This is a genomic window from Gilvimarinus sp. 1_MG-2023, assembly GCF_030548285.1.
Genome location: NZ_JAUOSC010000746.1, coordinates 1 through 295, shown reverse-complemented (window position 1 = coordinate 295; position 295 = coordinate 1). Strand labels below are relative to the sequence as shown.

Genomic DNA, 295 nt, shown 5'->3' with positions numbered 1-295 from the left:
GAAACGCTCGTCAGCCATTGTTACCAACCGGGGTGGGCGGACTTGCCATGCCGCGATTATTGCGCGTGAACTGGGCATTCCGGCGGTGGTCGGTTGTGAAGACGCTACCGAGCGACTGAAAGATGGCCAGCCGGTCACGGTATCCTGTGCCGAGGGTGATACAGGTTATGTTTACGATGGCGCACTGGATTTTGATATCCGCACCAACAGCGTGGACTCAATGCCGGAGCTGCCGTTCAAAATCATGATGAACGTAGGCAATCCCGACCGGGCCTTTGATTTCCAGGAGCTGCCA

Annotated in this window: 1 protein-coding gene; it reads left to right on the top strand. The window is 56.6% G+C overall.

The features are described 5' to 3' along the window. Nucleotides 1-295 (top strand): PEP-utilizing enzyme (locus Q4563_RS18865; RefSeq protein ID WP_303605604.1); only part of this gene is annotated, 295 nt, incomplete at both ends.